This is a genomic window from Streptomyces sp. ISL-66, assembly GCF_018614135.1.
Taxonomy (GTDB): Bacteria; Actinomycetota; Actinomycetes; order Streptomycetales; family Streptomycetaceae; genus Streptomyces.
This window is the reverse complement of record NZ_JAGGOW010000156.1, coordinates 38,466-63,435: the sequence shown is the minus strand read 5'-3', so window position 1 is coordinate 63,435 and position 24,970 is coordinate 38,466. Positions and strand designations below refer to the sequence as shown.

Below are 24,970 nucleotides of genomic sequence, written 5' to 3'. Positions count from 1 at the left end.
CCCGCGAGGTGCTCTACGGGCTGATCGTGCCGAGCGACGAGATCCGCTGGGACCGCGAGATCCCGCAGGGGGCCGGCGGATTCCGGGGCGAGGCCGACTGGACCGCGCAGGAGCAGCTGCGTTCCGCCGCCCGCCGGCTGCTCCTCGCCGGGGCGCTGGCCGACCGGGCCCGCGCCGGGTACTACGGCGCCCGGCACCGGGGGCAGGCCGAGCGGGCGCTGGACGGGGTGCTCGTCGGGCCGGCCCCCGACGGGCGGCGGCTCACCGCCTACGTGCCCGTCGACGGGGGCCGCGGCCCGGTGGCCCGGCTGCACCACGCGCTGCACGCCGCCCGCGAGGCCGTGGACTACCGGCGGGCCACCGGCGGCATGGAGGCCTTCGACGCGGCGGTGCAGGCAGGGGTCAGCCGGGAGCTCGCCGAGGCGCTCATCGCGCTGGTCCGCGGTTCGGAGGGAGCCCGCGTCACGCTCGCCTGGGCCCCGGCCGCGGGGGTGCCGGCGGGGTGCGCGGCCCGGCCGGAGCCGGTGGAGTTCTCACCCGGGGACCTCCCGGTGCTCCGGGAGGCGGCCGCGCGCTACACCCGGGACGAGCCGGCGCAGACGGTCCGGGTGGCGGGCGCGGTGGTCCGGATGCGCCGTGCGGCTTCCGGCGGCGGGGGCACGGTCCGGCTGCGGGTGCTGGCGGGGGCGGAGATCCCGTACGTCCGGGCGGTGCTCGACGAGGAGTCGTACCGGGTGGCCGGCCACGCGCACCTGGTCGGACTGCCGATCCGGGTCAGCGGGCGGCTGCAGCGGCGCGGCGGCTTCCGGCGCCTGACGCAGGCCACGGACGTCAGGCCGGTGCCGCTCGACGAGGTGGAGCGGGACCGCCTGATGAAGTCGCTGGAGGAGTCCTTCGACCCGTCGGAGGTCCTCCCGTCCGACGATTAGCCCCGGATCGGCCCTCGATCGGCCCCCGATCAGCCCTCGGTCAGCCCCGCCCGTCCAGCGCCGCCGAGGGGGGCCGGAACAACCGTTTAGCGGCGCGGCCCATCGGCTCGGTACGATTCAGGCGCGCGGTGTTCGCTCGCGCACCCCCTGAGTCAGGAGAGACCGGTGTCAGACGTCCGTGTGATCATCCAACGCGATTCCGAGCGGGACGAGCGCGTGGTGGCCACGGGCACTACGGCGGCGGAGCTCTTCGCCGGCGAGCGCACCATCGTCGCCGCGCGCATCGCAGGTGAGCTGAAGGACCTCGCGTACGAGGTGCGGGACGGCGAGACCGTCGAGCCGGTGGAGATCTCCTCCGAGGACGGCCTGAACATCCTGCGCCACTCGACCGCCCACGTCATGGCGCAGGCCGTGCAGGAGCTCTTCCCCGAGGCCAAGCTGGGCATCGGCCCGCCGGTCCGGGACGGCTTCTACTACGACTTCGACGTCGCGAAGCCCTTCACCCCCGATGACCTCAAGGCCATCGAGAAGAAGATGCAGGAGATCCAGAAGCGCGGCCAGAAGTTCGCCCGCCGCGTGGTCACCGACGACGCGGCCCGCGAGGAGCTCGCGGCCGAGCCGTACAAGCTGGAGCTCATCGGCCTCAAGGGCTCGGCCGCGACCGCGGACGACGGCGCGAACGTCGAGGTGGGCGGCGGCGAGCTGACCATCTACGACAACATCGACGCGAAGAGCGGCGACGTGTCCTGGTCGGACCTGTGCCGCGGTCCGCACCTGCCCACCACCCGCAACATCCCCGCGTTCAAGCTCATGCGCAACGCCGCCGCCTACTGGCGCGGCAGCGAGAAGAACCCGATGCTCCAGCGCATCTACGGCACCGCGTGGCCGTCGAAGGAGGAGCTGAAGGCCCACCTCGACTTCCTCGCGGAGGCCGAGAAGCGCGACCACCGCAAGCTCGGCACCGAGCTCGACCTGTTCTCCGTACAGGACGAGATCGGCTCCGGCCTGGCCGTCTTCCACCCGCGCGGCGGCGTCATCCGCCGCACCATGGAGGACTACTCGCGCAAGCGGCACGAGGAAGAGGGCTACGAGTTCGTCTACACCCCGCACGCCACCAAGGGCACCCTCTTCGAGAAGAGCGGGCACCTGGACTGGTACGCGGAGGGCATGTACCCCCCCATGCAGCTCGACGGTGGTACCGACTACTACCTCAAGCCCATGAACTGCCCGATGCACAACCTGATCTTCGACGCGCGCGGCCGCTCCTACCGCGAACTCCCGCTGCGCCTCTTCGAGTTCGGCACCGTTTACCGGTACGAGAAGTCCGGTGTCGTGCACGGCCTGACCCGCTCGCGCGGTTTCACCCAGGACGACGCGCACATCTACTGCACCAAGGAGCAGATGGCGGAGGAGCTCGACCGCACCCTGACCTTCGTGCTGAACCTGCTCCGCGACTACGGTCTGACCGACTTCTACCTGGAGCTGTCGACCAAGGACCCGGAGAAGTTCGTCGGCTCGGACGAGATCTGGGAAGAGGCCACCGCGACCCTCCAGCAGGTGGCCGAGAAGCAGGGCCTCCCGCTGGTCCCGGACCCGGGCGGCGCCGCGTTCTACGGCCCGAAGATCTCGGTCCAGTGCCGCGACGCGATCGGCCGCACCTGGCAGATGTCGACCGTGCAGCTCGACTTCAACCTCCCGGAGCGCTTCAACCTGGAGTACACCGGGCCGGACGGCACCAAGCAGCGGCCGGTCATGATCCACCGTGCGCTGTTCGGTTCCATCGAGCGGTTCTTCGCGGTGCTCCTGGAGCACTACGCGGGCGTCATGCCGCCGTGGCTCGCCCCCGTCCAGGCGGTCGGCATCCCGATCGGCGACTCGCACATCGAGTACCTGCAGGAGTTCGCCGCCGAGGCGAAGAAGAAGGGCCTGCGGGTCGAGGTGGACGCCTCGTCCGACCGGATGCAGAAGAAGATCCGCAACCAGCAGAAGCTCAAGGTCCCGTTCATGATCATCGTCGGTGACGAGGACATGGCCGCGGGCACCGTCTCCTTCCGCTACCGCGACGGTTCGCAGGAGAACGGCGTCCCGCGCGACCAGGCGCTGGCCAAGCTCGTCGACGTGGTGGAGCGCCGCGTACAGGTGTGATCCGGACCCCGCGCGGGCGGGGACCGACCGGAGCCCCCGGGGAACCTCGGTTCCCCGGGGGCTCCCTTTCGTCCTCCCGCCGCAACGCCCGCAACGCCCGCAACGCCCGGAACATCCGGGACGAGGACGAGCCCGTCGCCGGTCTTCGCCCCGGCGACACGCCGGGCGGGGGCAAGGTCATATGCTGCATCCCATGACGATTGAGCCGGAGCAGCAGATCGGTGTGGGCACGCAGGACGCGTTCCAGCGTCTGTGGACGCCCCACCGGATGGCCTACATCCAGGGGGAGAACAAGCCGACCGGGCCGGAGGCCGGGGACGGCTGTCCCTTCTGCGGGATTCCGGAGATGTCCGACCAGGACGGGCTGATCGTGGCGCGGGGGAAGCACGTCTACGCCGTGCTGAACCTCTACCCGTACAACGGCGGCCACCTGATGGTCGTCCCGTACCGGCACGTCGCCGATTACACGGACCTGGACGCGGCCGAGACGGTCGAGCTCGCGGACCTCACGAAGCGGGCGATGATCGCGCTGCGCAAGGCCTCCGGGGCGCACGGTTTCAACATCGGGATGAACCAGGGCCAGGCCGCCGGGGCAGGCATCGCCGCGCACCTGCACCAGCACATCGTGCCCCGCTGGGGCGGGGACACGAACTTCATGCCGGTCGTGGGCCACACCAAGGTGCTGCCCCAACTGCTCGCGGACACCCGGCAGATGCTCGCGGACGCCTGGCCGGTCGAGTAGTCCCTTCCGGTTCCGCCCGGCCGCCCGGTCCTCCCGGTGGGCCACCGGGCCGGGACCGGGCCACCGGTCCTCCCGGCCGCGCTCAGGCGTCGTAGACGTCCGCCTTGCGCGGCGCCGCGTCCTGGACCAGGCCGCTGATGATCGACGAGCGGTTCGTGAAGCGGTCGATGTCCACGCCGTTCTCGTCCAGGACCCGCATCGCGGCGGTGTGCACCGCCCGCAGGACGGGGGTCGCGGCGCGCATCGCGTCGTCCGCCATGAAGCGGTGGCGCCACGGCTGGCCGGCCCAGACGTGCCGGACGCCGAAGGGCTCGGGCAGGACGAGCTTGCCGCCGAGGTAGTCGAGGAGCGGCGGGTACCAGGTGAACGGTGCCCGCACGGCGAGGCGTACGACCTCGTTCGCGTCGACCAGGGGCAGCGGGCGCTCCACGGTCTCCCAGAACCGGATGGATTTGGGAACCTCGACCACCGGAGCCTTCGACTTGGTGGTGAACAGGCCGTGTACGGGGCCCAGCGCGTGGCCGGTGACCTCCACGCGCAGCGTCTTGTAGAGCACGGTGACCGTGACCAGCATGGTGATGACGAGCTGGCCGTCCCAGAGCGGGTACTGGATGCCGAGGTAGTGCCGGTTGCCGGCGCTGAACTGCTGCTCGTTGCAGATCCGGGTGATCTCGTGCGGCTTGATCAGGAAGGTGTCGACATCCGCTCCGGTGGGGCGGGCGACCTCCTTGGCGCCTTCGCCGACCGGGCTGACGATCCAGTGCTGGATCGAGGCGGGCGGGAGCCCGCCGGTGTGCAGGGGGCCGCGCTCCAGCTTGCGCAGCTGGGTGTCGACCGCGCGTATGACGTCCCAGCTGCGGAAGGGGTGGATCTCCGCGCCCTCGGTCTTGGGGGCGAGCTCCTCGGCCATCTGCCAGCTGCCCCAGCGGGTACCCATGCCGAGTATGCCCTTGGGGCCGGCGTAGAAGACGGAGTTGCTGCGGTCCTCGGCGGTGAGCTTGGCCAGGGAGCGGCGCAGGTCCTCGCGGGCCTTCTCGTCGGGGTTGCCGGGGACCGCCTCGGGGATCTTGGCGGCGACGCCTCCGCCGCCGGCGAGCAGGCCGTCCCAGCGCGAGCGCAGGTCAGCGGCGGTGGCCTCGCAGATCCGGCGGGCGAAGAACCAGCCGAGGGCGGGGGCGATGACCATGGCGCGGACGTAGAGGCCGAGGACGCCGGTCAGCGGGAGGCGGAACATCAGGACGGCGACCACGACGGCGACGCCGACGAGGAGGGCGGTGCCCATCCAGGAGGCGCGCTTGCCCTCGGAGGCGGCCAGGAGCCGGCGGACCCAGAAGAGGCCGAGCCACAGGAGCAGCCCGGGGAGGAACACGAGCCCGCAGACGAGCATGATCCAGCGGAGCTTGCGGTCGCGCTCCTTGCGGATGCGGGAGGCGGCGAGGCAGTGCTCGACCACAGTCTGCGGGTCGGCGCCGAAGGACTGGATCAGGGGCTTGCGGGTCGGGGGGATGGTGCGGGCCTCGACGGCGCGGCAGAAGGCCTCGCCGAGGTTGGGTTCGAAGAGGGCGATCTTGCCGGGTTTGACGACGGACTCGTGGTACTCGTTGTTGGCGTCGAGTATGGAGGGCAGCTTGGTGTCCTGCGCCCCGTCCCGGTAGGCGGCCGAGGCCAGGGCGTTGGTCGCGGCGGTCTGCCCGCCGCCGCCCTGGAGCGGCACCTGCGCTCCGGGCCTGAAATCGAATCCGTCGTCCGCCACCGTTGCCCCCATCGCTGTGCGTCGTGCTCGTGTGCGGGCCTGCCCGCGCGGCCCGCGCCGCTCCACCCCATCGTCCGTGCGCGGTCCCGCCGTGGCGCCCGCTCGGTTGGTCTACCCGCTCGGAACCCCCGCTTCACCGCGGACGAGCCTATCGGCGGATTCCTCCCCGTGGTCATGGGACAGCCAAATGCCGCCCGCCGCAAGCGGGTTGAACGGGCGCCAAATGGCGCTATGTCAACTGGCTTCCCTTCTCCGCCTGTTCGCGTAGCTTGTCCGCCAGCTGGGGCGGCATCGGCTCGTGGCGCGCGTACGCACGGCTGAACCGGCCGGTGCCGTGCGATACGGAGCGCAGTTCGACGGCGTAGCGGCCGATCTCGATCTCCGGGATCTCGGCGAGGACGCGGGTGCGGCCGGGGCCGGCCTGGTCGGTGCCGACGACGCGGCCGCGGCGGCCCGCGAGGTCGCTCATGACGGGGCCGACGTACTCGTCGGGGACGAGGACGGCGAGCTCGGCGACCGGTTCGAGGAGGTGGATGGCGGCCTCGGCGGCGGCTTCGCGCAGGGCGAGGGCGCCGGCGGTCTGGAAGGCGGCGTCGGAGGAGTCCACCGAGTGGGCCTTGCCGTCGAGGAGGGTGATGCGCACGTCGACCAGCGGATATCCGGCCGAGACCCCGCGCGCGGCCTGCGCCCGTACGCCCTTCTCGACGGACGGGATGAACTGGCGGGGGACGGCCCCGCCGACGACCTTGTCGACGAACTCGATGCCGCTGCCGGGGGGCAGCGGCTCGACCTCGATCTCGCAGATGGCGAACTGGCCGTGTCCGCCGGACTGTTTGACGTGCCGGCCGCGGCCGGCCGCTCTGGCGCCGAACGTCTCGCGGAGGCTGACCCGGTGGGGGACGGGGTCGACCTGGACCCCGTAGCGGGTGCGCAGCCGCTCGAGGGCGAGGTCCTGGTGGGCCTCGCCCAGGCACCACAGGACGAGCTGATGGGTGTGCGGGTTCTGTTCGAGCCGCATGGTGGGGTCCTCGGCGACGAGCCGGGCCAGGGCCTGGGAGAGCTTGTCCTCGTCGGCCTTGCTGTGGGCCTCGATGGCGAGGGGGAGGAGCGGGTCGGGCATGGACCAGGCGTCCATGAGGAGGGGGTTTTCCTTGGCGGAGAGGGTGTCGCCGGTCTCGGCGCGGGTGAGTTTGGCCACGCAGGCCAGGTCTCCGGCGATGCACTGGGTGAGCGTGCGCTGCTGTTTGCCGAAGGGGGAGGTGAGGCTCCCGACGCGTTCGTCGACGTCGTGGTCCTGGTGGCCGTGGTCGGCCAGCCCGTGCCCGCTGACGTGGACGGTCTCGTCGGGGCGCAGGGTGCCCGAGAAGACGCGGACGAGGGAGACGCGCCCGACGTAGGGGTCGGAGGAGGTTTTGACGACCTCGGCGACGAGCGGGCCGTCGGGGTCGCAGGTGACGGCGGGGCGGGCGGCGCCGTCCGGGGCGGTGACGGCGACGGGGGCGCGCTCCAGCGGGGTCGGGAAGCCGCCGGTGATCAGTTCGAGGAGTTCCACGGTGCCGAGGCCCTTGCGGGCGCCGTCGGCGGCGGGGGCGGCCATCAGGACGGGGTGGAAGGTGCCGCGGGCGACGGCGCGCTCCAGGTCGTCCACGAGGGTCTTGAGGTCGATGTCCTCGCCCGCGAGGTAGCGGTCCATGAGGGTCTCGTCCTCGCTCTCGGCGATGATCCCCTCGATGAGGCGGGCGCGGGCCTCGGTGATGAGCTCCAGCTCGGCGGGGTCCGGGTCGCGTTCGACGCGGTCCCCGGAGGTGTAGTCGTAGACCCGCCCCGAGAGCAGGCCGAGCAGGCCCGCGACCTGGGCGTGCCCGTCGTGGGCGGCGGGGCCGTGGAGGGGGAGGTAGAGGGGGCGGACGGCGTCGGGGTCGTCGGCGCCGAAGGCGTCGCCGCAGACGGTGGTCATCTGGGTGTAGTCGGCGCGGGCGGCCTCGAGGTGGGTGACGACGATGGCGCGGGGCATGCCGACGGCGGCGCACTCGTCCCAGACCATGCGGGTGGCGCCGGAGAGGCCGTCCCCGTCCTCGGCGGCGGAGACGACGAAGAGGGCCGCGTCGGCGGCGCGCAGACCGGCCCGCAGTTCCCCCACGAAGTCGGCGTATCCGGGGGTGTCGATGATGTTGATCTTGATTCCGGCCCACTCCACGGGGACCAGGGAGAGCTGCACCGAGCGCTGGCGCCGGTGCTCGATCTCGTCGTGGTCGGAGACGGTGGAACCGTCCTCGACGCGGCCGGCCCGGTTGACGGCGCCGGCGGTCAGGGCCAGGGCCTCGACCAGGGTGGTCTTGCCGGATCCGCTGTGGCCGACCAGCACGACGTTCCGTACGGAGCTGGGGCGGTCGGCCGTCAGTGCCCTGCCGGCGGCCCCGGCTTGGTGTGATGTGGCTCCCATGGTGCTCGTGCCTCCCGGTCGGAGAGGAAATGGGGTTCTTCGAGCTTTGCACTGCCGTCACACCGCGTCCATACGTCGTACGCGGCGGCTCGCGCGGGTGGCCGGAGGTCCCGGGCGGGCGTCCGGGACGTGTCGAGGGGCCCGGGAACGGCTCACGCGGGGTGAACCGGTGGGTGCGTTGCGCTGACGGGCCGGGGCGCTGGCTACGATGGGCCAGCCGGTGGCCGTGGTGGCCGTGCGGCCCAGCGACCCTCCGGGAAGGCCATGCTGAACAAGTACGCGCGTGCATTCTTCACGCGTGTTCTCACGCCATTCGCCGCTTTTCTGCTCAGGCTGGGAGTGAGTCCCGACGCGGTCACCCTCATCGGCACGGCCGGAGTGGTGGCGGGAGCACTGGTCTTCTTCCCCATGGGCGAGTTCTTCTGGGGCACGATCACCATCACGCTCTTCGTCTTCTCCGACCTGGTGGACGGGAACATGGCCCGCCAGGCCGGCGTCTCGAGCCGGTGGGGAGCGTTCCTCGACTCGACGCTCGACCGGGTCGCGGACGCGGCGATCTTCGGCGGGCTCGCGCTCTGGTACGCGGGCTCCGGGAACGACAACGCCCTGTGCGCGGTCGCGATCTTCTGCCTCGCCAGCGGGCAGGTGGTCTCGTACACCAAGGCGCGCGGTGAATCGATCGGGCTGCCGGTGGCCGTCAACGGGCTCATCGAGCGGGCCGAACGGCTGGTGATCACGCTGGTCGCGGCCGGTCTGTCCGGGCTGGAGACCTTCGGGGTGTCCTCGTGGATCGGCGTGCTGCTGCCGATCGCGCTGTGGCTCGTCGCGGCGGGCTCGCTCGTGACGCTGATCCAGCGGGTGGTCACCGTACGGCGCGAGTCGGCGGAGGCCGACGCGGCTGCCGCCGCCGAGGCCGCTGCCGCCGGGGCCGCCGCTCCCGGCGGCCCCGCCACCCCTTCCGAAGGCGGTACGGCCTGATGGGCAAGGTTCAGGACAAGCTGGTCGACGGGCTCTACGGGCTCGGCTGGGCCGGGGTCAAGAAGCTGCCCGAGCCCGCCGCGGCGGCCCTCGGGCGGCGGATCGCGGACTACGCCTGGAAGCGGCGCGGCAAGAGCGTGCTGCGGCTGGAGACGAATCTGGCCCGGGTGGTGCCGGACGCGACGCCGGAGCGGCTGCGCGAGCTGTCGCACGCGGGCATGCGCTCGTACATGCGGTACTGGATGGAGTCCTTCCGGCTGCCCACCATGCCCAAGGAACGTTTCGGCGTCGACGTGGAGATGAAGGACGACCACATCCTGCGCGAGGCCCTGGCCTCCGGGCGCGGAGTCGTGGTCGCCCTGCCGCACCTGGCCAACTGGGACCTCGCCGGCGCCTGGGCCACCACCCACATCGGCGTCCCGTTCACCACCGTCGCCGAGCGGCTCAAGCCGGAGACCCTCTACGACCGCTTCGTCGCCTACCGCGAGAGCCTGGGCATGGAGGTGCTCCCGCACAACGGCGGCGCCGCCTTCGGCACGCTGGCGCGCCGGCTGCGCTCGGGCGGGCTGGTCTGCCTGGTCGCCGACCGCGACCTGTCGGCGTCCGGCGTGGAAGTGGACTTCTTCGGCTCGGCGGCACGGATGCCGGCCGGACCGGCGCTCCTCGCTCAGCAGACGGGCGCGGTGCTGCTGCCCGCCACGCTCTACTACGGGGCCGCGCCGAAGATGTTCGGCCGGATCCACTCCCCGGTGGAGGTACCCGAGAAGGGCACCCGGCAGGAGAAGACGGGCGTCATGACCCAGGCGGTCGCCGACGCCTTCGCGCGGGGGATCGCCGAACATCCGGAGGACTGGCACATGCTGCAGCGGCTGTGGACCGAGGACCTGGAGACCGCGGGCCGGCCCGAGGGGCAGTCCGAGTGAAGATCGGCATCGTCTGCCCCTACTCGTGGGACGTGCCGGGCGGCGTCCAGTTCCACACCCGGGACCTGGCGGAACACCTGATCCGTCTCGGCCACGAGGTGTCCGTACTGGCCCCGGCGGACGACGAGACCCCGCTGCCGACGTACGTGGTCTCGGCGGGACGGGCGGTGCCGGTGCCCTACAACGGATCGGTCGCCCGGCTGAACTTCGGCTTCCTGTCGGCGGCGCGGGTGCGGCGCTGGCTGCACGACGGCGTCTTCGACGTGGTCCACATCCACGAGCCGACCTCCCCCTCGCTGGGACTGCTGACCTGCTGGGCGGCGCAGGGCCCGATCGTGGCCACCTTCCACACCTCCAACCCGCGCTCGCGGGCGATGCTGGCGGCGTACCCGATCCTCCAGCCGGCGCTGGAGAAGATCAGCGCCCGGATCGCCGTGAGCGAGTACGCGCGGCGCACGCTCGTGGAGCACCTCGGCGGGGACGCCGTGGTGATCCCCAACGGCGTGGACGTGGACTTCTTCGCCAGGGCCGAACCGAACCCTGCCTGGTCCGGCCAGACCCTCGGCTTCATCGGCCGCATCGACGAACCCCGCAAGGGCCTTCCCGTCCTCATGGCGGCCTTCCCCCGCATCGTGGAGCAGTGCCCGGAGGTACGCCTCCTCGTGGCGGGCCGGGGCGACGAGGAGGAGGCGGTGGCCTCCCTGCCGGCCGAGCTCCGCGCCCGCGTGGAATTCCTCGGCATGGTCTCGGACGAGGACAAGGCGAGGCTGTTGCGCAGCGTCGACGTGTACGTGGCTCCGAACACCGGCGGCGAGAGCTTCGGGATCATCCTGGTCGAGGCCCTGTCGGCCGGCGCGACCGTACTGGCCGCCGACCTGGACGCCTTCGCCCAGGTCCTGGACCAGGGCAAGGCGGGCGAACTCTTCACGAACGAGGACCCCGCGTCCCTGGCCGAGTCGGCGATCGCCCTCCTGCGGGACCCGGCCCGCCGCGCGGAACTCGGCGCCCGCGGCTCCGCCCACGTGCGCCGCTTCGACTGGTCCACGGTCGGCGCGGACATCCTGGCCGTCTACGAAACGGTCACCGACGGCGCGGCCGCCGTCGCCACCGACGAGCGGGTCTCGCTGCGCACCCGCCTGGGCCTGACCCGGGACGGGTAGCCCCGACGGGCCACGCGTCAAAAGGTAGAGTCGCGGCCCGTGACCGAAACCCTTGTCTGGATCGCTCTGGCGCTCGGCGTCATCGGCGTCTACCTCAGCTGGACCGCCGGACGGCTCGACCGGCTGCACTCGCGGATGGACGCCGCCCGCGCCGCGCTCGACGCCCAGCTCGTCCGGCGCGCCTCCGTGGTGGTGGAGGTCGCCGCCTCCGGGGTGCTCGACCCCGCGTCCGCCATCGTCCTGTACGAGGCCGCGCACGCCGCCCGGCAGGCCGAGGAGGAGCACCGCGAGGTCGCGGAGAGCGAGCTGAGCCAGGCGCTGCGCGCGGTGTTCGCCGATTCAGAACAGGTCGAGGTGCTGAAGGCGGCCCCGGGCGGGGCGGAGGCGACCGAGGAGCTCGCGGCGGCGGTCCGCCGGGTGCCCATGGCGCGCCGGTTCCACAACGACGCCGTACGCGCCGCCCGCGCCCTGCGCCGGCACCGCAAGGTCCGGTGGTTCCGGCTGGCGGGCCACGCGCCCTTCCCGCTGGCCTTCGAGATGGACGACGAGCCCCCGGCGGACCTCGCGGAACGGCCCTGACTTGTACCCAATGGCCAAATCGCGAGGAGCCACCGGCTGCGCATTGGCCCTTGCATTGGACTGGTCCAGAGGGTTTCCTCGGTCAAGTACCACCAGTTCCACTTGTTCCACCTGAATCTTCCTTTCGAGTGAGGTCAATCCGTGAGCACGCTTCCCTCCACCCCCCAGTCCGCCGAGTCGGCGATCGGCACCTCCCGCGTCAAGCGCGGCATGGCCGAGCAGCTCAAGGGCGGCGTGATCATGGATGTGGTCAACGCCGAGCAGGCGAAGATCGCCGAAGACGCCGGCGCCGTGGCCGTCATGGCCCTGGAGCGGGTCCCCGCCGACATCCGCAAGGACGGCGGCGTCGCCCGGATGTCCGACCCCAACATGATCGAAGAGATCATCGAGGCCGTCTCCATCCCGGTCATGGCCAAGTCCCGCATCGGCCACTTCGTCGAGGCCCAGGTCCTCCAGTCCCTCGGCGTCGACTACATCGACGAGTCCGAGGTCCTGACCCCGGCCGACGAGGTCAACCACTCCGACAAGTGGGCGTTCACCACCCCCTTCGTCTGCGGTGCCACCAACCTGGGCGAGGCCCTGCGCCGCATCGCCGAGGGCGCGGCCATGATCCGCTCGAAGGGCGAGGCCGGCACCGGCAACGTCGTCGAGGCCGTCCGCCACCTGCGCCAGATCAAGAACGAGATCGCCCGCCTGCGCGGCTACGACAACAACGAGCTGTACGCCGCGGCCAAGGAGCTGCGCGCCCCGTACGAGCTCGTCAAGGAGGTCGCCGAGCTCGGCAAGCTCCCGGTCGTGCTGTTCTCCGCCGGTGGCGTGGCCACCCCGGCGGACGCCGCGCTGATGCGCCAGCTCGGTGCCGAGGGCGTCTTCGTCGGCTCCGGCATCTTCAAGTCGGGCGACCCGGCCAAGCGCGCCGCCGCCATCGTGAAGGCCACCACCTTCTACGACGACCCGAAGATCATCGCGGACGCCTCCCGCAACCTGGGCGAGGCCATGGTCGGCATCAACTGCGACACCCTCCCCGAGTCCGAGCGCTACGCCAACCGCGGCTGGTAATCACCTCATGACGAACACCCCCGTTGTCGGCGTCCTGGCTCTCCAGGGCGATGTACGGGAGCACCTGATCGCCCTGGCCTCGGCTGACGCCGTGGCCAGGCCGGTCCGGCGTCCCGAGGAGCTCGCCGAGGTCGACGCGCTGGTGATCCCCGGCGGTGAGTCCACGACCATGTCGAAGCTCGCCGTGCTGTTCGGCATGCTGGAGCCGCTGCGCGAGCGCGTGCGGGCCGGGATGCCGGTCTACGGCACCTGCGCCGGCATGATCATGCTCGCGGACAAGCTCCTGGACGGCCGTGACGACCAGGAGACCCTGGGCGGCATCGACATGATCGTGCGCCGCAACGCCTTCGGGCGGCAGAACGAGTCCTTCGAGGCCCAGGTCGACTTCGCCGGGATAGAGGGCGGCCCCGTCGAGGGCGTCTTCATCCGCGCACCCTGGGTGGAGTCCGTCGGCGCCGCCGCCGAGGTGCTCGCCACGTACGACGGACACACCGTCGCCGTGCGCCAGGGCAACGTCCTCGCCACCTCGTTCCACCCCGAGCTGACGGGCGACGACCGGGTCCACGCGTACTTCGTCGACATGGTGCGCGCGGGGCTCTGACGGCGTCCCGGTAGGATCTGAGGCGAACACTGTTGGTGACGCGAAGGAGACAGGCAGATGTCCGGCCACTCTAAATGGGCTACGACGAAGCACAAGAAGGCCGTGGTTGACGCCAAGCGCGGCAAGCTCTTCGCGAAGCTGATCAAGAACATCGAGGTCGCGGCCCGTATGGGCGGCGCCGACATCGATGGCAACCCGACCCTCTTCGACGCCATCCAGAAGGCCAAGAAGAGCTCGGTCCCGAACAAGAACATCGACTCCGCGGTCAAGCGCGGCGGCGGCCTCGAGGCCGGCGGCGCCGACTACGAGACGATCATGTACGAAGGCTACGGCCCGAACGGCGTCGCGGTGCTCATCGAGTGCCTCACCGACAACCGCAACCGTGCCGCGTCCGACGTGCGGGTCGCCATGACCCGCAACGGCGGTTCGATGGCCGACCCGGGCTCGGTCTCGTACCTGTTCAACCGCAAGGGTGTCGTCCTGCTGCCCAAGGGCGCGCTGTCCGAGGACGACGTCCTGGAGACGGTGCTCGAGGCGGGTGCCGAAGAAGTCAACGACCTCGGCGACAGCTTCGAGATCATCAGCGAGGCCACCGACATGGTCGCGGTCCGCACCGCGCTCCAGCAGGCGGGCATCGACTACGACTCGGCCGACTCCAACTTCCTGCCGACCATGCAGGTCGAGCTGGACGAAGAGGGCGCGCGCAAGATCTTCAAGCTGATCGACGCACTGGAGGACAGCGACGACGTGCAGAACGTCTTCGCCAACTTCGACGTCTCGGACGAGGTCATGGAGAAGGTCGACGCCTGATCCGGGCGTCCACCGCTCACAGCGTCGGGGCAGCGGGCCGACGGGGACACACCCCGTCGGCCCGCTGCTTTGTCAGTGCCACCCGATAGCCTGCGAAGCCGCACGTACAGGAGATCGAAGAAGGGGGCGGGGTGCGCGTACTAGGCGTTGACCCGGGGCTGACCCGATGCGGTGTCGGCGTCGTCGAGGGGGTGGCCGGCCGCCCCCTGACGATGCTGGGAGTCGGGGTCGTGCGGACGCCCTCGGACGCGGAGCTGGGCCTGCGGCTCGTCGCGATCGAGCAGGGCATCGAGAGCTGGCTGGACGAGCACCGGCCCGAAGTCGTCGCCGTGGAGCGGGTGTTCAGCCAGCACAACGTCAGCACGGTCATGGGCACCGCCCAGGCCAGTGCCGTTGCCATGCTGTGCGCCACCCGGCGCGGCATACCGGTCGCCCTGCACACGCCGAGCGAGGTCAAGGCAGCCGTCACAGGCTCCGGCCGCGCCGACAAGGCGCAGGTCGGGGCCATGGTGACCCGGCTGCTGCGGCTGTCCGCGCCGCCCAAGCCGGCGGACGCCGCGGACGCCCTCGCCCTCGCCATCTGCCACATCTGGCGCGCCCCCGCCCAGAACCGTCTCCAGCAGGCCGTGGCCCAGCACGCCACCGCCCTGAAAGGCCGCACCTCATGATCGCCTTCGTCAGCGGCCCGGTCGCCGCGCTCGCCCCCAGCCTGGCCGTGATCGAGGTCGGGGGAGTGGGCATGGCCGTCCACTGCACGCCGAACACCCTCGCCGGCCTGCGGACCGGGGAGCCGGCCCGGCTGGCCACCTCCCTGGTCGTACGGGAGGACTCGCTGACGCTGTACGGCTTCGCCGACGACGACGAGCGGCAGGTCTTCGAGCTGCTTCAGACCGCGAGCGGGGTCGGGCCGAAGCTCGCCCAGGCGATGCTGGCGGTGCACAGCCCGGACGCGCTGCGCGTCGCCGTCTCGGTGGGGGACGAGAAGGCGCTGATGGCCGTCTCCGGCATCGGGAAGAAGGGCGCGCAGAAACTGCTGCTCGACCTGAAGGACAAGCTGGGCTCGCCCCTGGGATCGAGCGGGATGGTCGGCGCGCAGCGCGCGGCGGCCTCCGCCCCGGCGCCCTGGTCGGAGCAGCTCTCGGCCGCGCTGATCGGCCTGGGCTACGCGTCCCGCGATGCCGAGGAAGCCGTGTCCGCCGTGACCCCGCAGGCCGAGGCCGCCATCGCCGCCGGCGGCTCGGCCCCCGTGCCGCAGCTGCTGCGCGCGGCCCTCCAGTCCCTGAACCGGGCCCGCTGACGCTCTCCCTGAGCCGCGCCCGCTGACGGCCACGGGTGCGGGTCCGTCGCCGTGGTCGGGACCCGGGAGCCCGGCCCGCACGTACACCGCCGCACGATCGAGAAGGCAGACTGACACCGTGAACTGGGATGACGAGAGCGACGACCGGATCGTCGCGGCCGCCGCGGACGGCGAGGACACCGCCGTCGAGGCGGCCCTGCGGCCCAAGGACCTCGGTGAGTTCGTGGGCCAGGAGAAGGTCCGTCAGCAGCTGGACCTGGTCCTGAAGGCGGCCCGCCAGCGCGGCGCCACCGCCGATCACGTGCTGTTGTCGGGTGCCCCGGGACTGGGGAAGACCACCCTCTCCATGATCATCGCGGCCGAGATGGGCGCGCCCATCCGGATCACCTCCGGCCCCGCCATCCAGCACGCCGGCGACCTCGCCGCGATCCTCTCCTCCCTCCAGGAGGGCGAGGTGCTCTTCCTCGACGAGATCCACCGCATGTCCCGGCCCGCCGAGGAGATGCTGTACATGGCGATGGAGGACTTCCGCGTCGACGTGATCGTCGGCAAGGGCCCGGGAGCGACCGCGATCCCGCTGGAACTGCCGCCGTTCACGCTCGTGGGGGCCACCACCCGGGCCGGCCTGCTGCCGCCGCCGCTGCGCGACCGCTTCGGCTTCACCGGGCACATGGAGTTCTACTCCCCCGAGGAGCTGGAGCGCGTCATCCACCGCTCCGCCCGCCTCCTCGACGTGGAGATCGACACGGCCGGAGCCGCCGAGATCGCCGGGCGCTCCCGCGGCACCCCGCGCATCGCCAACCGGCTGCTGCGCCGCGTCCGGGACTACGCCCAGGTCAGGGCCGACGGTGTGATCAACCGCGCGGTCGCCGGCACCGCCCTGAAGGTATACGAGGTGGACGAGCGGGGGCTCGACCGGCTGGACCGGGGCGTCCTGGAGGCCCTCCTCAAGCTCTTCGGCGGGGGCCCCGTGGGCCTCTCGACCCTCGCCGTCGCCGTCGGAGAGGAGCGGGAGACCGTGGAAGAGGTGGCCGAGCCGTTCCTCGTGCGCGAGGGACTCCTCGCCAGAACGCCCCGGGGGCGGGTCGCGACCCCGGCCGCATGGGCTCACCTGGGACTTGTTCCCCCGCAGCACGGCGGGAGCGGATCAAGCGGACAACAGGGCCTGTTCGGGACCTGACGGCGCGGACGTTCGCCTCGTCAGGAACCGCGGTGACATGCTGGGCGTTGTTCCATCGGTGCGGACTCGCCTAGACTCCGCCGATGCCGACCCTTACGGTCGGCGTACCCACCCCCCGTAGAAAAGGCCGTGCGCTCGTACGGTCGATGCGAAGGACCTGCGTCCCTTGAATATCTCATTCCTCCTCCCCATCGTCCTGGCCGTCGGCGCCATGTTCCTGCTGACCCGCAGCCAGAAGAAGAGGCAGCAGCAGGCCGTGCAGATGCGCGACCAGATGGCGCCGGGCTCCGGGGTCCGCACCATCGGCGGCATGTACGCCACGGTGAAGGAGATCGGTGAGGACACCGTCACCCTCGAGGTGGCCCCCGGCGTCCACGCCATCTTCGCCAAGAACGCCATCGGCGCCGTCCTGGACGACGCGGAGTACAACCGCATCGTCCACGGCACCACCGATGATCTGACCATCGACACGCCGGTCGTCCCGGACGACGCGTCCTCCCTGACCGAGGACGACGCCCCCAAGCTCGACCTGGGCAAGAAGGACGAGCCCAAGGCCGACGAGCCCGCGGCGGACGAGCCCGAGGGCGACGAGCCGAAGGACGGAAAGACCGACGGCGAAACCGGCGCCAAGTAGCACCGCGCCGGGGATCGCGAGGGGCGCCGGACCGGCAGCCCACGCGGTTCCCGCCAGCGACCCTTCTGCGGGGGGCAGGGGTCCCCACACACATTTCGTGGCCGTGCACGCGCTGACCCGGCGCGAAACGGTTGGACAGGGAGATACGACAAGGTGGCAGCACCGAAGAAGGGCCGGCGGCCCACGGGGGCTCAGGGGAGGCCGGGGCGTGCCCTGGCCATCATCCTGATCGCGATGGTGGCGCTCACCGCGGGGATGTTCCTCACTGGTCAGACGACGCCGCGCCTCGGCATCGACCTCGCCGGCGGTACGAGCATCACGCTCAAGGCCAAGAGCGAGCCCGGCAAGCCGGATGCGATCAACGAGACCAACATGAACACGGCGGTCGGCATCATCGAGCGCCGCGTCAACGGTCTCGGCGTCTCGGAGGCCGAGGTCCAGACGCAGGGCAAAGACCACATCATCGTGAACATCCCCAAGGGGACGAACGAGCAGCAGGCGCGCGAGCAGGTCGGTACCACCGCCCAGCTCTACTTCCGCCCCGTGCTCGCGATGGCTGACGGCGCCCCGGTCACCCCCGAAGCCAACCCGAGCGGCTCGCCGAGCCCCTCCGCGAGCGGTTCCGGATCTCCGTCCGCCAGTGCGGCCACCCCGTCGTCCAGCGCCACTTCCCAGGGCCGTGCGCTCAGCGAGGCCCTCAAGGCCCCGAGCGCGCCCTCTCCCTCGCCCTCGGCGAGCGAGTCGAAGAAGGCAGACGACAAGGCCGCCCCGTCGCCGTCCGCACCGACCGCCGACGAGGCCGCTGCCGCGGACCTGCAGGCGAAGTTCGCCGCGCTGGACTGCACCAACGAGGCGCAGCGCGCCGCCGTCAGCAAGAACGTCAAGCCCGAGGACCCGACGCTCGCCTGTGGCAAGCGCGGCGAGGCCTGGGGCAAGTGGGTGCTCGGCCCGGCGCAGGTCAACGGCCAGGACGTGAAGGACGCCAAGGGCGTCATCGACCCGCAGCGCGGCATGTGGATCGTCACGATGCAGTTCACCGACAAGGGCGCCGACAAGTTCGCCAAGATCACCGGTGAGCTCGCCGCCAAGCAGAGCCCGCAGAACCAGTTCGCGATCGTCCTCGACGGCGAGGTCATCTCCGACCCGTCCGTCAGCCAGGCGCTGACCGGCGGCAACGCCGAGATCTCCGGCGGCTTCACCCAGCAGTCCGCACAGGACCTGGGCAACATGCTCTCGTACGGCGCCCTGCCGCTGTCCTTCCAGGAGGACAGCGTCACCACCGTCACCGCCGCGCTCGGTGGCGAGCAGCTGAAGGCCGGCCTCATCGCCGGCGCCATCGGCCTCGCGCTCGTCGTGATCTACCTGCTGGCGTACTACCGGGGCCTGGCGTTCATCGCCATCATCAGCCTCGTCGTCTCCGGCGTCCTCACCTACACGATCATGGCGCTGCTCGGAAAGGGCATCGGCTTCGCGCTGAACCTGCCCGCCGTCTGCGGCGCGATCGTGGCGATCGGCATCACCGCGGACTCGTTCATCGTGTACTTCGAACGCATCCGGGACGAGATCCGCGAGGGCCGCACCCTGCGTCCGGCCGTCGAGCGCGCCTGGCCGCGCGCCCGGCGCACCATCCTGGTGTCCGACTTCGTGTCCTTCCTGGCCGCGGCCGTGCTGTTCATCGTCACCGTCGGCAAGGTGCAGGGCTTCGCCTTCACCCTGGGTCTGACGACCCTGCTCGACGTGGTCGTGGTGTTCCTCTTCACCAAGCCCGTCATGACGCTGCTCGCCCGTACGAAGTTCTTCTCCAGCGGTCACCCGTGGTCCGGTCTGGACCCGAAGCGACTGGGCGCGAAGCCGCCGCTGCGACGCTCGCGTCGTACCGGCTCCGGCGCGGCCACCGCGACCATCGCAGCTCCCGTCGACGCAAAGGAGGCGTGAGAGATGTCGAAGCTCGGAGATCTCGGCGCCAAGCTGTACCGAGGTGAGGTCGGCTACGACTTCGTCGGCAAGCGCTTCGTCTGGTACGGCGTTTCCATCCTGATCACCATCACGGCGATCGTGGCCCTGGCCGTCTCTGGCCTCAACATGGGCATCGAGTTCAAGGGCGGTGCCGTCTTCACCACCCCGAAGACCTCCGTCTCGGAGACCCGGGCCCGGGAGGACGCGGAGAAGGCCTCCGGCCACGACGCGATCGTCCAGGCGCTCGGCACCGGCGGCCTGCGCATCCAGATCTCGGGTCTGGACACCGACTCCGCCGCCGACGTGAAGACGAAGCTCGCCGCCGACCTCAAGGTCGACGCGGGCCAGATCAACGCGGACCTGGTCGGCCCCAGCTGGGGCGAGCAGATCGCCAACAAGGCCTGGACGGGCCTCGGCATCTTCATGGTCCTCGTGGTGATCTACCTCGCCATCGCCTTCGAGTGGCGGATGGCGATCGCGGCCCTGATCGCGCTGATCCACGACCTCACGATCACGGTCGGCGTGTACGCGCTGGTCGGCTTCGAGGTCACCCCGGGTACGGTCATCGGCCTGCTGACCATCCTCGGTTACTCCCTCTACGACACCGTCGTCGTCTTCGACGGTCTCAAGGAGGGCTCGAGGGACATCACCAAGCAGACCCGCTGGACGTTCAGCGAGGTCGCCAACCGCAGCATCAACGGCACCCTGGTCCGGTCGATCAACACCACCGTCGTGGCGCTGCTCCCCGTCGGGGCGCTGCTCTTCATCGGCGGCGGCTTCCTGGGCGCCGGCATGCTGAACGACATCTCGCTGTCGCTGTTCGTCGGCCTCGCCGCCGGCGCCTACTCGTCGATCTTCATCGCGACCCCGCTGGTCGTGGACCTGAAGGAGCGCGAGCCGGCGATGAAGGCGTTGAAGAAGCGGGTGCTCGCGAAGCGGGCGGCCGCGGCGGCCAAGGGCGAGCCGTCCGAGGACGGCTACGAGACCGAAGACGCCCCGCAGGTCGTGGCGCAGGGCCGCCCGGGGCGCCGCCGGTGACCGTGGAGCTGTCCACCGAGGTACGGGACCTGCTGCTCAGCAGGATCACGGACGTGGCGGACTATCCGAAGCCGGGAGTGATGTTCAAGGACATCACTCCGCTGCTGGCCGACCCGAAGGCGTTCGGCGCCCTGACGGACGTGCTGGTGGAGCTGGCCGGAAAGTACGGGGCGACGAAGATCGTCGGCCTGGAGGCGCGGGGATTCATCCTCGCGGCTCCGGTGGCCGTGCAGGCGGGCATCGGCTTCGTGCCGGTGCGCAAGGCCGGAAAGCTGCCGGGGGCGACGCTCCTGCAGTCCTACGACCTGGAGTACGGGTCCGCCGAGATCGAGATCCACGCCGAGGCGCTGTGCGCCGAGGACCGGGTCATGGTCATCGACGACGTGCTCGCCACCGGCGGTACCGCGGCTGCTTCGCTGGAGCTGATCCGGCGGGCGGGGGCGGAGGTCGCCGGGGTCGCGGTCTTGATGGAACTGTCGTTCCTGCCGGGACGTGACCGCCTGGCCGAGGCCCTCGCGGGGGCTCCGCTGGACGCGCTGATCGTGGTCTGAGCTCGTTTTCCACGGAGCGGGCGTGCCCGGGATTTCCCGGGGGCGCCCGCTCCGTCATGTGCCGGGGCGCCGGGGCTCCGCCCGGGACCCGGGCAGCGGAGCAGTGCCGCGACGGCCGGGGCGGGCTCGGGGAACGGGCGTCGGGATCCCTCGCTACCATGGGTTGTCCGGACCTGACCGGGGCCACCGGATCCTCCCCCCGGACTCCGCCCGGGGGGACCCCCAGAGGAGCGCTCTTGCCAGACGAGGTCCAGCCAATCTCCGCCGCGCAGCCCGACCCGCAGGCCGAGCCGGCCGCCGCGGGCCCCGCGACGCCGCCGCCGGCCCCCGCGCCGCCGGTCAAGCCCGTGCCCGCGAAGTCGGCCGGGTCCTCCAACCGGGTGCGCGCGCGGCTGGCCCGCCTCGGCGTCCAGCGCACGAACCCGTACAACCCGGTTCTGGAACCTCTTCTGCGCATAGTCCGCAGCAACGACCCGAAGATCGAGACGTCGACGCTGCGCCAGATCGAGCAGGCCTACCAGGTCGCCGAGCGCTGGCACCGCGGCCAGAAGCGCAAGAGCGGCGACCCGTACATCACCCACCCGCTCGCGGTGACGACCATCCTCGCCGAGCTCGGCATGGACCCGGCCACGCTGATGGCGGGACTGCTGCACGACACCGTCGAGGACACCGAGTACGGGCTGGAGGACCTGCGCCGCGACTTCGGGGACGCGGTGACCCTGCTCGTCGACGGCGTCACCAAGCTCGACCGGGTCAAGTTCGGCGAGGCGGCCCAGGCCGAGACCGTGCGCAAGATGGTGGTGGCCATGGCCAAGGACCCCCGGGTCCTGGTCATCAAGCTCGCCGACCGTCTGCACAACATGCGCACCATGCGTTACCTCAAGCGGGAGAAGCAGGAGAAGAAGGCCCGCGAGACCCTCGAGATCTACGCCCCGCTGGCGCACCGGCTGGGCATGAACACCATCAAGTGGGAGCTGGAGGACCTCGCCTTCGCGATCCTCTACCCCAAGATGTACGACGAGATCGTGCGGCTGGTGGCCGAAAGGGCCCCCAAGCGGGACGAGTACCTCACCGTCGTCACCGACGAGGTGCAGGCAGACCTGCGGGCCGCCCGCATCAAGGCCACCGTCACCGGCCGGCCCAAGCACTACTACAGCGTCTACCAGAAGATGATCGTGCGGGGCCGCGACTTCGCCGAGATCTACGACCTGGTCGGCATCCGGGTGCTGGTGGACACCGTCCGGGACTGCTACGCCGCCCTCGGCACCGTGCACGCGCGATGGAATCCGGTCCCCGGCCGGTTCAAGGACTACATCGCGATGCCCAAGTTCAACATGTACCAGTCGCTCCACACGACGGTCATCGGACCCAGCGGCAAGCCGGTCGAGCTCCAGATCCGCACCTTCGACATGCACCGCCGCGCCGAGTACGGCATCGCCGCGCACTGGAAGTACAAGCAGCAGACCGTCGCCGGCACCTCGAAGGTCCGTACCGACGTCCCGCAGGCCGCCAAGGGCAGCGCGGGCCACGACACGGTCAACGACATGGCGTGGCTGCGCCAGCTGCTGGACTGGCAGAAGGAGACCGAGGACCCGAGCGAGTTCCTCGACTCGCTGCGCTTCGACCTCTCGCGCAACGAGGTCTTCGTCTTCACGCCCAAGGGCGACGTCATAGCGCTGCCGGCCGGGGCCACCCCCGTCGACTTCGCGTACGCCGTCCACACGGAGGTCGGCCACCGCACCATAGGAGCGCGGGTCAACGGGCGGCTCGTGCCGCTCGAATCGACCCTCGACAACGGCGACCTGGTCGAGGTCTTCACCTCCAAGGCCGAGGGCGCCGGCCCGTCCCGCGACTGGCTGGGCTTCGTCAAGTCCCCCAGAGCCCGCAACAAGATCCGCGCCTGGTTCTCCAAGGAGCGGCGCGACGAGGCGATCGAGCACGGCAAGGACGCCATCGCGCGGGCCATGCGCAAGCAGAACCTGCCGATCCAGCGCATCCTGACCGGCGACTCGCTCGTCACCCTCGCGCACGAGATGCGCTACCCCGACATCTCCTCGCTCTACGCGGCGATCGGCGAGGGCCACGTGGCCGCGCAGGGCGTCGTACAGAAGCTGGTGCAGGCGCTCGGCGGCGAGGACGCGGCCAACGAGGACCTCGAGGAGACGATCCCGGCGGCGCGCGGCCGCAAGCGGCGCGGCAACGCGGACCCCGGTGTGGTCGTCAAGGGCGTCGACGACGTGTGGGTCAAGCTGGCCCGCTGCTGCACCCCGGTGCCGGGCGACCCGATCATCGGATTCGTCACGCGGGGCAGCGGCGTATCGGTCCACCGTGCCGACTGCGTCAACGTGGACTCCCTCTCCCAGCAGCCCGAGCGGATGCTGGAGGTCGAGTGGGCGCCCACCCAGTCCTCCGTCTTCCTCGTCGCCATACAGGTCGAGGCGCTGGACCGGTCCCGGCTGCTGTCGGACGTCACCCGGGTCCTGTCGGACCAGCACGTGAACATCCTCTCCGCGGCCGTGCAGACCTCCCGCGACCGGGTGGCCACCTCCCGGTTCACCTTCGAGATGGGCGACCCGAAGCACCTGGGGCACGTCCTGAAGGCCGTACGGGGCGTCGAGGGCGTCTACGACGTCTACCGCGTCACCTCTGCCCGCCGGCCGTAGCCGCGGCGCGCACGACGGCCGCGCAGGGCCGAGGCGGCGACCCCCGCACGCACGAGGGCCCCCGGTACGGAAATCCCGTACCGGGGGCCCTCGTGCGTGCGGGGCGGCCCGAAATCAGCCGCCGAACTCCTCGAGGCCCTTCAGCGCCTGGTCCAGCAGGGCCTGACGGCCCTCCAGCTCCCGGGACAGCTTGTCGGCCTTCGCGTTGTTGCCCGTCGCGCGGGCCGAGTCGATCTGACCGCGCAGCTTGTCGACCGCCGCCTGCAGCTGACCCGTCAGGCCGGCCGCACGGGCCCGCGCCTCCGGGTTGGTGCGGCGCCACTCGCCTTCCTCGGTCTCCTGGATGGCCCGCTCCACGGCGTGCATCCGGCCCTCGACCTTGGGACGCGCGTCCCGCGGTACGTGGCCGATGGCCTCCCAGCGCTCGTTCAGCGAGCGGAACGCGGCACGGGCCGCCTTCAGGTCGGTGACCGGGACGAGCTTCTCGGCCTCGTCGGCCAGCTCCTCCTTCAGCTTCAGGTTCTCCACCTGCTCGGCGTCGCGCTCCGCGAAGACCTCGCTGCGCGCCGCGAAGAACACGTCCTGCGCACCGCGGAAACGGTTCCACAGGTCGTCCTCCGACTCGCGCTGAGCGCGGCCCGCGGCCTTCCAGCTCTCCATCAGCTCGCGGTAGCGGGCGGCCGTCGGACCCCAGTCCGTCGACTTCGACAGCCCCTCGGCCTCCGCGACCAGCTTCTCCTTCACCTTGCGGGCGTCCTCGCGCTGCGCGTCGAGCGAGGCGAAGTGGGCCTTGCGGCGCTTGGAGAAGGCGGAGCGGGCGTGCGAGAAGCGGTGCCACAGCTCGTCGTCCGACTTGCGGTCGAGGCGGGGCAGACCCTTCCAGATGTCCACCAGCGCCCGCAGCCGCTCGCCGGCGCTGCGCCACTGGTCGCTCTGCGCCAGCTGCTCGGCCTCGACGACCAGGGCGTCCTTGGCCGCACGGGCCTCGTCCGTCTGCTTGGCCTTCTGGACCTTGCGCTCCTCGCGCCGCGAGTCCACCGTCGACACCAGCTTGTCCAGCCGGACCCGCAGCGCGTCGAGGTCACCGACGGCGTGGTGCTCGTCCACCTGCTTGCGCAGGTGCTCGATGGCCGTCTGGGCGTCCTTGGAGGGCAGATCGGTGGTCCGCACCCGTCGTTCGAGGAGGCCGATCTCGACCACCAGGCCCTCGTACTTGCGCTCGAAGTAAGCCAGGGCCTCCTCCGGGGTGCCCGCCTGCCACGAGCCGACGACCTTCTCGCCGTCGGCGGTTCGCACGTACACGGTGCCGGTCTCGTCGACTCGGCCCCACGGGTCGCTGCTCACAGCGCCTCCTCCACCTGATGCCCTGCGAGGGGTTCGCCCCCTGGGCATCGTCCACAGTTTCCTGGGGCGGGCCGCGCCCGCCCTGCACAACGCCAACATAGGCGACCGCCGGGCCGGCTGTCCGCATCCAGCACGACGGAATATCGACGTACGGGAGCGGCCCTCACGGATACAGCCCGGGCCCG

General features: G+C 71.2%; 21 protein-coding genes. 18 read left to right on the top strand and 3 right to left on the bottom strand.

The features are described from left to right. The 3 genes from J7E97_RS28360 to J7E97_RS28350 form a co-directional block, all read left to right on the top strand. Positions 1 to 929, top strand: a 929-nt coding sequence (locus J7E97_RS28360) for a hypothetical protein (protein WP_215033085.1), incomplete at its 5' end; no start/stop codon positions are given. A gap of 165 nt (positions 930 to 1,094) precedes the next feature. Then, complete coding sequence (gene thrS / locus J7E97_RS28355) at positions 1,095 to 3,074, top strand: threonine--tRNA ligase (protein ID WP_215033082.1); 1,980 nt, start codon at positions 1,095 to 1,097, stop codon at positions 3,072 to 3,074. Positions 3,075 to 3,255: 181 nt separating this feature from the next. Further along, complete coding sequence (locus tag J7E97_RS28350) at positions 3,256 to 3,816, top strand: HIT domain-containing protein (protein ID WP_215033079.1); 561 nt, start codon at positions 3,256 to 3,258, stop codon at positions 3,814 to 3,816. 82 nt (positions 3,817 to 3,898) lie between these two features. Here the strand turns inward: J7E97_RS28350 and J7E97_RS28345 are convergent, their stop codons facing one another. Then, a complete protein-coding gene (locus tag J7E97_RS28345; RefSeq protein ID WP_215033076.1) occupies positions 3,899 to 5,569 on the bottom strand; it encodes a hypothetical protein in 1,671 nt (556 codons plus the stop codon). Positions 5,570 to 5,798: 229 nt separating this feature from the next. Next, positions 5,799 to 8,012, bottom strand: coding sequence for an elongation factor G-like protein EF-G2 (locus tag J7E97_RS28340; RefSeq protein WP_215033074.1), 2,214 nt, complete (start codon positions 8,010 to 8,012; stop codon positions 5,799 to 5,801). A gap of 264 nt (positions 8,013 to 8,276) precedes the next feature. Here J7E97_RS28340 and pgsA point away from each other — a divergent pair, with 264 nt between their 5' ends. The 15 genes from pgsA to J7E97_RS28265 all read left to right on the top strand — a co-directional run bounded on the left by pgsA (position 8,277) and on the right by J7E97_RS28265 (position 23,441). Further along, complete coding sequence (pgsA, locus tag J7E97_RS28335; RefSeq protein WP_215033070.1) at positions 8,277 to 8,990, top strand: phosphatidylinositol phosphate synthase; 714 nt, start codon at positions 8,277 to 8,279, stop codon at positions 8,988 to 8,990. Next, a complete protein-coding gene (locus J7E97_RS28330) occupies positions 8,990 to 9,913 on the top strand; it encodes a phosphatidylinositol mannoside acyltransferase (RefSeq protein WP_215033068.1) in 924 nt (307 codons plus the stop codon). The genes pgsA and J7E97_RS28330 overlap by 1 nt, the downstream gene beginning before the upstream one ends. After that, complete coding sequence (locus J7E97_RS28325) at positions 9,910 to 11,073, top strand: glycosyltransferase family 4 protein (protein ID WP_215033065.1); 1,164 nt, start codon at positions 9,910 to 9,912, stop codon at positions 11,071 to 11,073. The genes J7E97_RS28330 and J7E97_RS28325 overlap by 4 nt, the downstream gene beginning before the upstream one ends. Positions 11,074 to 11,112: 39 nt before the next feature. Then, positions 11,113 to 11,652 carry a hypothetical protein gene (locus J7E97_RS28320; protein ID WP_215033062.1) on the top strand — a complete coding sequence of 180 codons (540 nt, stop codon included), beginning with the start codon at positions 11,113 to 11,115 and terminating at the stop codon, positions 11,650 to 11,652. 141 nt (positions 11,653 to 11,793) lie between these two features. Further along, the gene (gene pdxS / locus J7E97_RS28315) at positions 11,794 to 12,711 is read left to right on the top strand and encodes a pyridoxal 5'-phosphate synthase lyase subunit PdxS (protein WP_215033059.1); all 918 of its coding nucleotides are present in this window, start codon (positions 11,794 to 11,796) and stop codon (positions 12,709 to 12,711) included. A gap of 7 nt (positions 12,712 to 12,718) precedes the next feature. Next, on the top strand, positions 12,719 to 13,312 hold the full coding sequence (gene pdxT, locus J7E97_RS28310) for a pyridoxal 5'-phosphate synthase glutaminase subunit PdxT (protein ID WP_215033056.1): 594 nt from the start codon (positions 12,719 to 12,721) through the stop codon (positions 13,310 to 13,312). 57 nt (positions 13,313 to 13,369) lie between these two features. After that, positions 13,370 to 14,122, top strand: a complete 753-nt coding sequence (locus J7E97_RS28305; RefSeq protein ID WP_215033053.1) for a YebC/PmpR family DNA-binding transcriptional regulator — start codon at positions 13,370 to 13,372, stop codon at positions 14,120 to 14,122. A gap of 131 nt (positions 14,123 to 14,253) precedes the next feature. Beyond that, entirely contained in the window at positions 14,254 to 14,790 is a 537-nt protein-coding gene (ruvC, locus tag J7E97_RS28300; RefSeq protein ID WP_215033050.1) for a crossover junction endodeoxyribonuclease RuvC, read from the top strand. After that, entirely contained in the window at positions 14,787 to 15,419 is a 633-nt protein-coding gene (ruvA, locus tag J7E97_RS28295) for a Holliday junction branch migration protein RuvA (protein WP_215033047.1), read from the top strand. The genes ruvC and ruvA overlap by 4 nt, the downstream gene beginning before the upstream one ends. Before the next feature lie 118 nt (positions 15,420 to 15,537). Then, positions 15,538 to 16,599 carry a Holliday junction branch migration DNA helicase RuvB gene (ruvB, locus tag J7E97_RS28290; protein WP_215033044.1) on the top strand — a complete coding sequence of 354 codons (1,062 nt, stop codon included), beginning with the start codon at positions 15,538 to 15,540 and terminating at the stop codon, positions 16,597 to 16,599. Between the two features lie 166 nt (positions 16,600 to 16,765). After that, the gene (gene yajC / locus J7E97_RS28285) at positions 16,766 to 17,233 is read left to right on the top strand and encodes a preprotein translocase subunit YajC (protein ID WP_215033041.1); all 468 of its coding nucleotides are present in this window, start codon (positions 16,766 to 16,768) and stop codon (positions 17,231 to 17,233) included. A 153-nt stretch (positions 17,234 to 17,386) separates the two neighbouring features. Next, positions 17,387 to 19,168: a protein translocase subunit SecD gene (gene secD, locus J7E97_RS28280; protein ID WP_215033037.1), complete on the top strand. Its 1,782-nt coding sequence runs from the start codon at positions 17,387 to 17,389 to the stop codon at positions 19,166 to 19,168. Positions 19,169 to 19,171: 3 nt separating this feature from the next. Beyond that, positions 19,172 to 20,227, top strand: coding sequence for a protein translocase subunit SecF (gene secF / locus J7E97_RS28275; protein ID WP_215033034.1), 1,056 nt, complete (start codon positions 19,172 to 19,174; stop codon positions 20,225 to 20,227). Further along, positions 20,224 to 20,778: an adenine phosphoribosyltransferase gene (locus tag J7E97_RS28270; RefSeq protein ID WP_215033031.1), complete on the top strand. Its 555-nt coding sequence runs from the start codon at positions 20,224 to 20,226 to the stop codon at positions 20,776 to 20,778. Before secF ends, J7E97_RS28270 begins: the two co-directional genes overlap by 4 nt. Before the next feature lie 236 nt (positions 20,779 to 21,014). Next, a complete protein-coding gene (locus J7E97_RS28265; RefSeq protein WP_215033028.1) occupies positions 21,015 to 23,441 on the top strand; it encodes a bifunctional (p)ppGpp synthetase/guanosine-3',5'-bis(diphosphate) 3'-pyrophosphohydrolase in 2,427 nt (808 codons plus the stop codon). A gap of 114 nt (positions 23,442 to 23,555) precedes the next feature. On the opposite strand, the gene J7E97_RS28260 is transcribed toward J7E97_RS28265, so the two are convergent. Next, positions 23,556 to 24,785, bottom strand: a complete 1,230-nt coding sequence (locus J7E97_RS28260) for a DUF349 domain-containing protein (RefSeq protein ID WP_215033025.1) — start codon at positions 24,783 to 24,785, stop codon at positions 23,556 to 23,558. Positions 24,786 to 24,970 lie beyond the last annotated feature (185 nt).

Coding starts and splice junctions, on each gene's coding strand:
- ruvA (WP_215033047.1), top strand. CDS start 14,787: ATGATCGCCTTCGTCAGCGGCCCGGTCGCCGCGCTCGCCCCCAGCCTG.
- pgsA (WP_215033070.1), top strand. CDS start 8,277: ATGCTGAACAAGTACGCGCGTGCATTCTTCACGCGTGTTCTCACGCCA.
- pdxT (WP_215033056.1), top strand. CDS start 12,719: ATGACGAACACCCCCGTTGTCGGCGTCCTGGCTCTCCAGGGCGATGTA.
- J7E97_RS28340 (WP_215033074.1), bottom strand. CDS start 8,012: ATGGGAGCCACATCACACCAAGCCGGGGCCGCCGGCAGGGCACTGACG.
- J7E97_RS28350 (WP_215033079.1), top strand. CDS start 3,256: ATGCTGCATCCCATGACGATTGAGCCGGAGCAGCAGATCGGTGTGGGC.
- J7E97_RS28305 (WP_215033053.1), top strand. CDS start 13,370: ATGTCCGGCCACTCTAAATGGGCTACGACGAAGCACAAGAAGGCCGTG.
- J7E97_RS28330 (WP_215033068.1), top strand. CDS start 8,990: ATGGGCAAGGTTCAGGACAAGCTGGTCGACGGGCTCTACGGGCTCGGC.
- secF (WP_215033034.1), top strand. CDS start 19,172: ATGTCGAAGCTCGGAGATCTCGGCGCCAAGCTGTACCGAGGTGAGGTC.